The organism is Pseudomonas sp. EGD-AK9 (genome assembly GCF_000465935.2).
Classification (GTDB): Bacteria; Pseudomonadota; Gammaproteobacteria; order Pseudomonadales; family Pseudomonadaceae; genus Aquipseudomonas.
This window is the reverse complement of sequence record NZ_AVOF01000187.1, coordinates 1-6,580: the sequence shown is the minus strand read 5'-3', so window position 1 is coordinate 6,580 and position 6,580 is coordinate 1. Positions and strand designations below refer to the sequence as shown.

Here is a 6,580-nt window from a genome sequence, read left to right as displayed (position 1 = left end):
GCTGCCGGGCCGCTCCGCGCAGGCCGGCAACCCGGGCGCCGCCGTACTGCCCAGCGCCGCAGCGCCCCTGCCGCAGCTGTGGCGTACGCCGGATGAACCCATCTGCCTGATCCAGGATCAGGCCGAAGGCTGGAGCATCGGCTGGCGCTGGCACCCGAGCCAGCGCTTCGACCTGCTCCAGGTGCAGCGCTGGCTGGACGGCCTGGACTGGCGCCGGGCCAAGGCGGTGCTGCACGGCGAAGACGGCTGGCGCTCGCTCAATGCCCTGCACGGCCAGGCCGGCGAGGGCTGGCGCTGCAGCGAATGGCGCAAGGACTCACGCCTGGAGCTGATCTTCAGCGAAGCGCAGGATGCCGCAGCCCTGCGCGCCGGCCTGGCTGCCTGCCGCGTCTCGTAGACCGCGTTAGCGGTCAGGGATAACTCTGGAACCAGGCGAGGATCTTGCCCGGCGAGCTGGCGAACCACTCGTGCCCGCCCAGCGCCTCGGTATGCCGCGCGGTTGGTATGCCCTGATGGAGCAGGCGGTCGTAGTACAGCTCCATGCTCCACCAGGGCACGGTGAGGTCGACGAAGCCGTGCACGAACAGGGTCGGCGGATGGTCGGCCGGCAGCGTCGGCACGCTGCACAGCGGCCCGGAGCAGGTGGCGTAGGAGCCGGACTGGATCGCCAGCGCCTTGAATCGGCCGGGGAAGGACACCGCCATGCGGCTGCTGTTGTAGCCGCCACTGGAGATGCCGGTGGCGTACTGGCGGCTGGCGTCGAGCGGGCCGAAATGGCCGGCGGCGATGGCCTCCAGCACGTTGCCGAGAAAGTCGTAGTCGGTGCTCAGCTCATAGTGCTGCGCCAGCCCGGGGATATTGGTCTGCCAGAACAGATCGGCCGGTGCGCTCGGCGCAACCACCGCGTAGCCGTTGTCGAGCAGGCGCTGGATCAGCTTGCCCTCGTAGAAGCCGCCGAACGGCATATTGCTGTAGTAGGTGAAGTCGTCGAGCGGGAAGAACGAGCCCTGGTAGATCAGCACCACCGGCCAGCCGGCGGCCGGCGGCGTGCCCAGCGGCGTCTGGTAGATCACCTGGCGCTGGCCGACCAGGCCGGAATCGATCCAGGCGGACTGATAGCTGCAACTGACCTTGGCCGGCAGCAGCAGGCTCTTGGCGCGCTCGCTGCAGCGCGAGGCGGCCTGGGCCTGGAGGGTGGACAGGGACAGCAACAGCAGGCAGAGAAAGGCGGTGCGAAGACGGGACATGGCGGAATTCTCCGTTGTTGTTATGGGTACCGCGCATCGAATTGAAACAGGAATTCCGATTCCGTCAAGCACTGCAGGCCGCGCCAATCCTGGCCTGCAGGCGAATGCGGCGGGCTTGAGCGCTGCGGAGAAGAGAAAAATAGAACCGGGGGCTTGCCAGGCTGAAACCAGCGTACTAGTTTATTCGGAACCGATGTTCCGATTCCGATAAAAACAACAGCTGGAGGTCATCGTGGCACATCAAGGAAGGGGCCTGGCGGCAGCCGGCCTGGCATTGCTCGGGGCGCTGCCATTCGGCGTGGCGCAGGGGTTTCAGACCCGTCATGGCGACTGGGGCGTGTCGCTGGACACCACCCTGTCCTACGGCGTCAGCTACCGCATGGAGGGGCAGGACAGCAAGCTGATCGCCCGCGCCAACGGCGGCACGGGCGACAACACGGCGCTGATCAACTCCGACGACGGCAACCTCAACTTCAAGAAGGGCGAGCTGTTCTCCGAGGTGGTCAAGGCCGTCTCCGAGCTGGACCTGCGCTATCGGGAACAATACGGCCTGTTCGTTCGCGGCCGCGCCTTCTACGACTTCGAGCTCGAGGACGACGAGCGTCGCCATCGCCAGATCAGCGACGCCGGCCTCGACGAAGCCGGCTCCAGCGCCGACCTGCTCGACGCCTTCGTCTACGGCAGCTGGACCGTCGGCGAGCGTGCGCTGAACGCCCGTCTCGGCCGCCAGGTGATCAACTGGGGCGAGTCGCTGTTCTATCAGAACGGCATCGGCGCCACCAACCCGGTGGACATCAACGCGCTACGCGCCCCGGGTTCGGAGATCAAGGAGGCCTATATGCCGACCGCCATGGTCTATGCCTCCTTCGAACTGCGCGACAACCTCAGCATCGAGGGCTACTGGCAGCCGGGCAAGGCCTGGGAAGCTTCGAAGATCGACCCCTGCGGCACCTACTACTCGACCCTCGACGTGCTCGGCGAGGGCTGCAACTACCTGTCGGTGGCGCCGCTGCAGGAGGCTATTCTCGGTACTGCCTTCGACAGCCCGGCCGTGGCCGCGGCCTACGGCGAGGCGCTCGGCCCCGGCTTCGTCAACGAGCTGATCCGCGGCTACCTGCCGCGCACCTTCATGCCGCGGGCGCAGGACATCGACGGCGACGACTCGCCCCAGTACGGCGTGGCCCTGCGCTGGTACGTGCCGCAGCTGAACGACACCGAACTGGGTTTCTACTACCTGCGCTACAACATGCAGGTGCCGATGATCGGCCTCACCGTCGGCCAGCCGGTACTGGTGCCGGTGGTCGGCCTGCTGCCGGACGCCAGCAGCTCGCGCTACTACGCCGAATACCTGGAGAAGCGCGACCTGTTCGGCGTCAGCTTCAACACCTCGGTCGGCGGCGACAGCATCTTCAACGGCCTGTCGCTGGCCGGCGAGCTGAGCTACCGGCCGGACACGCCGATCGCCCTGGGCCTGGGCGAGTACCTGCCGGACGCCCTGTTCGGCAACCTCGCCGGCCTGCCGGTGGGCACGCGGCTGGACGGCTACCGCGAGAAGGACATGGTCCAGGCCTCGCTGTCGGCCATCTACAACTTCACCGGCCTGCTCGGCGCCAACTCCGCGACCCTGTTCAGCGAACTGGTGGCCAGCCGGGTGCAGGGCCTGGAGTCGGACGTCGACTACTACGAGGCCACCAGCAGCGCCTACGGCGCCCAGGCCAGCCTGCAGCTGACCTACAGCAACGTGTTCAACCTGGTCACCCTGGCGCCCAGCCTCAGCTACCAGTACAGCATCAACGGCGTCGCCCCTCAGCTCACCAACGGCCTCGACGAGGAAGCGCAGAGCTGGTCGCTGGGCCTCGACGCCATCTATCAGGAGGCTTTCACGGTCGGCGCCCGCTACGTCGGCTACAGCGGCGGCGGCCTGTCGAACAAGCGCACCGACCGCGACTACCTGAGCCTCAACGTCAAATACAGCTTCTGAGAGGGAACGCCATGCATCGTCTGAATATCACCCTGCTGGCCTTCGCCCTGCTGGCAGCCGCGCCGGCCATGGCCCAGGTCGACGCCGCGCAGGCCGCGCGGCTCGGCCAGGATCTCACCCCCATGGGGGCCGAGCGCGCCGGCAATGCCGCCGGCAGCATTCCCGCCTGGGACGGCGGCCTGGCCAAGGACAGCGGCGCCTTCGACGCCAAGCTCGGCTACAAGGACCCCTTCGCCGCCGACCAGCCGCTGTTCACCGTGACCCAGGCCAATGCCCAGCAGTACCGCGAGCAGCTCAGCCCCGGTCAGCTGGCCATGCTGCAGCGCTACCACGACAGCTGGAAGCTCAAGGTCTACCCGACCCGGCGCTCGGCGTCCTACCCGGACAAGGTGTACGCCGCGGTCAAGACCAACGCCACGACAGCCAAGCTGATCGAGAACGGCAACGGCATCGCCGACTTCCAGCTGGCCACGCCCTTTCCCATTCCCCAGTCGGGCCTGGAGGTGCTGTGGAACCACCTGGTGCGCTACCGCGGCGACAGCGTCAAACGCTACTACGCCCAGGCCGTGCCGCACGCCAGCGGCGACTACTTCATGACCCGCATCGAGGACCTGTTCCTGTTCAACCAGGACGCCGGCGATCTCAGCAAGGGCAACGGCAACGTGCTGTTCTACTTCCGCCAGTCGGTGCTGGCGCCGGCGCGCCTGGCCGGTACCGAGCTGCTGGTTCACGAGACCGTCAACCAGGTCAAGGAGCCGCGTCTGGCCTGGCTCTACGCCGCCGGCCAGCGCCGCGTGCGGCGCACGCCGAACGTCGCCTACGACTCGCCCGGCACCGCCTCCGAGGGCATGCGCACCACCGACAACTTCGACATGTTCTCCGGCGCGCCGGACAAGTACGGCTGGCAGCTGCTGGGCAAGCGGGAAATGCTGGTGCCCTACAACAGCTACCGCTTCGCCGCCAAGAGCAACAAGTACAGCGACATCGTCCAGCGCGGCCACGTCAATCCCGAGCTGCTGCGTTACGAGCTGCACCGCGTCTGGCACGTGCGCGCCACGCTGAAGGCCGGCCAGCGCCACCAGTACAAGCGCCGCGACTTCTACTTCGACGAGGACAGCTACCAGATCCTGCTGGTCGATCACTACGACAACCGCGACAACCTCTGGCGCCTCGGCGAGTCCTACACCATCAACTATTACGATCAGCCACTGGTGTGGACCAAGGGCGACGCAATATACGACCTGATCGGCGGCCGTTATGTCATCGGCATTCTGTCCAACGAGGAGCCGGCGGATCAGTTCGATATTGCCCTGAAACCCACCGACTTCACCCCGGCGCAACTTAGAAGGGACAGCGTGCGTTAACTTTCGGCAACTTTCAGGTAATTGCAGATAAGCCGGGAAAGTTCCTCTGGCACAACTTCCCTGGGCGTCGTGCCGAGGCTGCCGACCATGGTGAAGTAGTTCATCCCGGCCAGCAGCAGATGGGCGCACAGATCGGCCGCCTGGGCGGGATTGGGGTGGCCCAGTTCGGCCGGGTTGGCCAGGGCGATACGGCAGAAGGTCTGACCGATATGGGCATTGAGCTGATGGAAGCGCTGGCGGAAACGCAGGTCCGCCGAGCTGCGCCGGATCAGTGCGCGGAGCAGACCCTCGCTGCCTTCGAACTGGCGCACCAGGCCCTGGATAAAGGCCGTGACGCGCGCCTGCAAAGGCGTTTCGGCATGTGCCAGCTGCTCGGCGAGGGTGTCGATGGCGCTGCCGCTCTGCTCGATGAAGCGCTCGTGCACGGCGTACAGCAGCACGTCCTTGTCGCCCAGCAGGCGATAGAAGGTGCCCACCGAGGATTCGGCCAGCTGGGCGATCTGGGAAATGCCGGTGTCTTCGAAGCTGTCGTTGGCGAGCAGCTCGGCGGCGACGTTGAGGAAGCGTTCCAGAGCCTTTTTGCTGCGTGCCTGGGTAGGGCTGGCGATGCTGTACATGATCAATTCTCGAACCGGCACGGGCCGATTCTAGGGGGTTTGGCAAGTCAAGGCAAATAACCGCTCCATTATTAGAAAGTTGTCTGGAAAGTTGATGGATTAACGCCCGGTGGATGATTCCTTTATTGCGAGTCAGGGCACTTTATTGTTTGTCGTTAATTAAGGAGTCGAGTGAGCTATGGACTATCTGCATCTACCCAGTGGACGCATCGCCTATGTTTGCCGCGGCCAGGGCCCGGCCGTGCTGTTGCTGCATGGCCTGGGCTCTTCCTCGCTCGACTGGCAACCGCAGATCGAGCACCTGGCCCGGCACTATCGGGTCTATGCCCTGGACCTGCGCGGCCATGGCCAGAGCGCACCGCTGCGTGCGCCGGTGAGCCTGGCCGAGCTGGCGGCGGATGTGGCCGACTTCATCCGCGCCCTGGATATCGAGCCGTGCGTCCTGGTCGGCATCTCCATGGGCGGCATGCTCACCTTCCAGCTGCTCGCCGATCACCCCGAGCTGCTGCGCGCGGCGGCGGTGGTCAACAGCGCGCCGAGCTTTCCGCTGGACAGTTGGAAGATCCGCGCCCAGGTCGGCCTGCGCCTGCTGCTGGTGCGCGCGCTCGGCCTGCCGACGCTGGCGCGGCTGCTGGCCGGTAAGCTGTTTCCCAAGGCCGAGCAGCAGGCGCTGCGCGAGCAGCTGATCGAGCGCATCGCCGGTAACGACCGCACCTCCTACCTGCACGCGATGCGCGCCATTCCCGGCTGGAGCGCCTTGCCGCGGGCGGCGCAGGCGGACACCCCGCTGCTGGTGGTGGCCGGCGACCGCGACTACACGCCGCTGGCCTACAAGCGCGCCTATGTCGCCCAGTTGCGCAACGCCCGCCTGGAGGTAATCGAGGATTCCGGCCACGCCACCCCGCTGGACCAGCCGCAGCGCCTCAACCAGTTGCTGCAGGCCTTTATCGCCGAACATTCGCCGCCCGTGCTGGCCTGACGCGGCGCCGGCGCGCCGCTACACTGGCCAGCCGTCATTGGCTGCGGCTGGTCCTCTATGCAACTGCTTCCCTGGTCCCATTCCTGTTCCGCCGGCTTCACCCTGCGCGGCTGGCACAGCCCGCCCTCGGGCAAGCCGCTGCTGCATTTCCTGCACGGCAACGGCTACTGCGGGCGGGTCTACGAGCCGATGCTGGCGCGGCTGGCCGAGGACTTCGACCTCTGGCTGTGCGACGTGCAGGGCCATGGCGACAGCGATCACGGCGGCCGCTTCCACGGCTGGAACCGCAGCGCCGAGCTGGCGCTGGAGGCCTTCGAGGCGCTGCGCGCGCCGTTCGGCGCGGTGCCGCGCTTCGCCCTCGGGCACAGCTTCGGCGGCGTACTGACCAGCCT

General features: G+C 66.6%; 7 protein-coding genes. 5 read left to right on the top strand and 2 right to left on the bottom strand.

The window, feature by feature from the left end:
* Window positions 1-397, top strand: a 397-nt coding sequence (locus N878_RS10235; RefSeq protein WP_021443565.1) for a GTP-binding protein, incomplete at its 5' end; no start/stop codon positions are given.
* 13 nt (window positions 398-410) lie between these two features.
* Here the strand turns inward: N878_RS10235 and N878_RS10230 are convergent.
* The gene (locus N878_RS10230) at window positions 411-1,247 is read right to left on the bottom strand and encodes an alpha/beta hydrolase-fold protein (RefSeq protein WP_021443564.1); all 837 of its coding nucleotides are present in this window, start codon (window positions 1,245-1,247) and stop codon (window positions 411-413) included.
* A 232-nt stretch (window positions 1,248-1,479) separates the two neighbouring features.
* Here N878_RS10230 and N878_RS10225 point away from each other — a divergent pair, with 232 nt between their 5' ends.
* Both N878_RS10225 and N878_RS10220 read left to right on the top strand, forming a co-directional pair.
* Window positions 1,480-3,228, top strand: a complete 1,749-nt coding sequence (locus N878_RS10225) for a DUF1302 domain-containing protein (protein ID WP_177342890.1) — start codon at window positions 1,480-1,482, stop codon at window positions 3,226-3,228.
* Window positions 3,229-3,239: 11 nt separating this feature from the next.
* Complete coding sequence (locus N878_RS10220) at window positions 3,240-4,592, top strand: DUF1329 domain-containing protein (RefSeq protein ID WP_021443562.1); 1,353 nt, start codon at window positions 3,240-3,242, stop codon at window positions 4,590-4,592.
* Here N878_RS10220 and N878_RS10215 read toward each other — a convergent pair.
* Entirely contained in the window at window positions 4,589-5,209 is a 621-nt protein-coding gene (locus N878_RS10215; RefSeq protein WP_021443561.1) for a TetR/AcrR family transcriptional regulator, read from the bottom strand. The genes N878_RS10220 and N878_RS10215 overlap by 4 nt on opposite strands.
* 178 nt (window positions 5,210-5,387) lie before the next feature.
* Between N878_RS10215 and N878_RS10210 the strand changes: the two genes are divergently transcribed.
* Both N878_RS10210 and N878_RS10205 read left to right on the top strand, forming a co-directional pair.
* A complete protein-coding gene (locus tag N878_RS10210; protein WP_021443560.1) occupies window positions 5,388-6,188 on the top strand; it encodes an alpha/beta fold hydrolase in 801 nt (266 codons plus the stop codon).
* Between the two features lie 57 nt (window positions 6,189-6,245).
* Window positions 6,246-6,580, top strand: a 335-nt coding sequence (locus N878_RS10205; protein WP_021443559.1) for an alpha/beta hydrolase, incomplete at its 3' end; no start/stop codon positions are given.

What these genes read in the sequence shown, in the direction of transcription:
- N878_RS10230 (WP_021443564.1), bottom strand. Translation starts at nt 1,247, where the DNA reads ATGTCCCGTCTTCGCACCGCCTTTCTCTGCCTGCTGTTGCTGTCCCTG.
- N878_RS10220 (WP_021443562.1), top strand. Translation starts at nt 3,240, where the DNA reads ATGCATCGTCTGAATATCACCCTGCTGGCCTTCGCCCTGCTGGCAGCC.
- N878_RS10215 (WP_021443561.1), bottom strand. Translation starts at nt 5,209, where the DNA reads ATGTACAGCATCGCCAGCCCTACCCAGGCACGCAGCAAAAAGGCTCTG.
- N878_RS10210 (WP_021443560.1), top strand. Translation starts at nt 5,388, where the DNA reads ATGGACTATCTGCATCTACCCAGTGGACGCATCGCCTATGTTTGCCGC.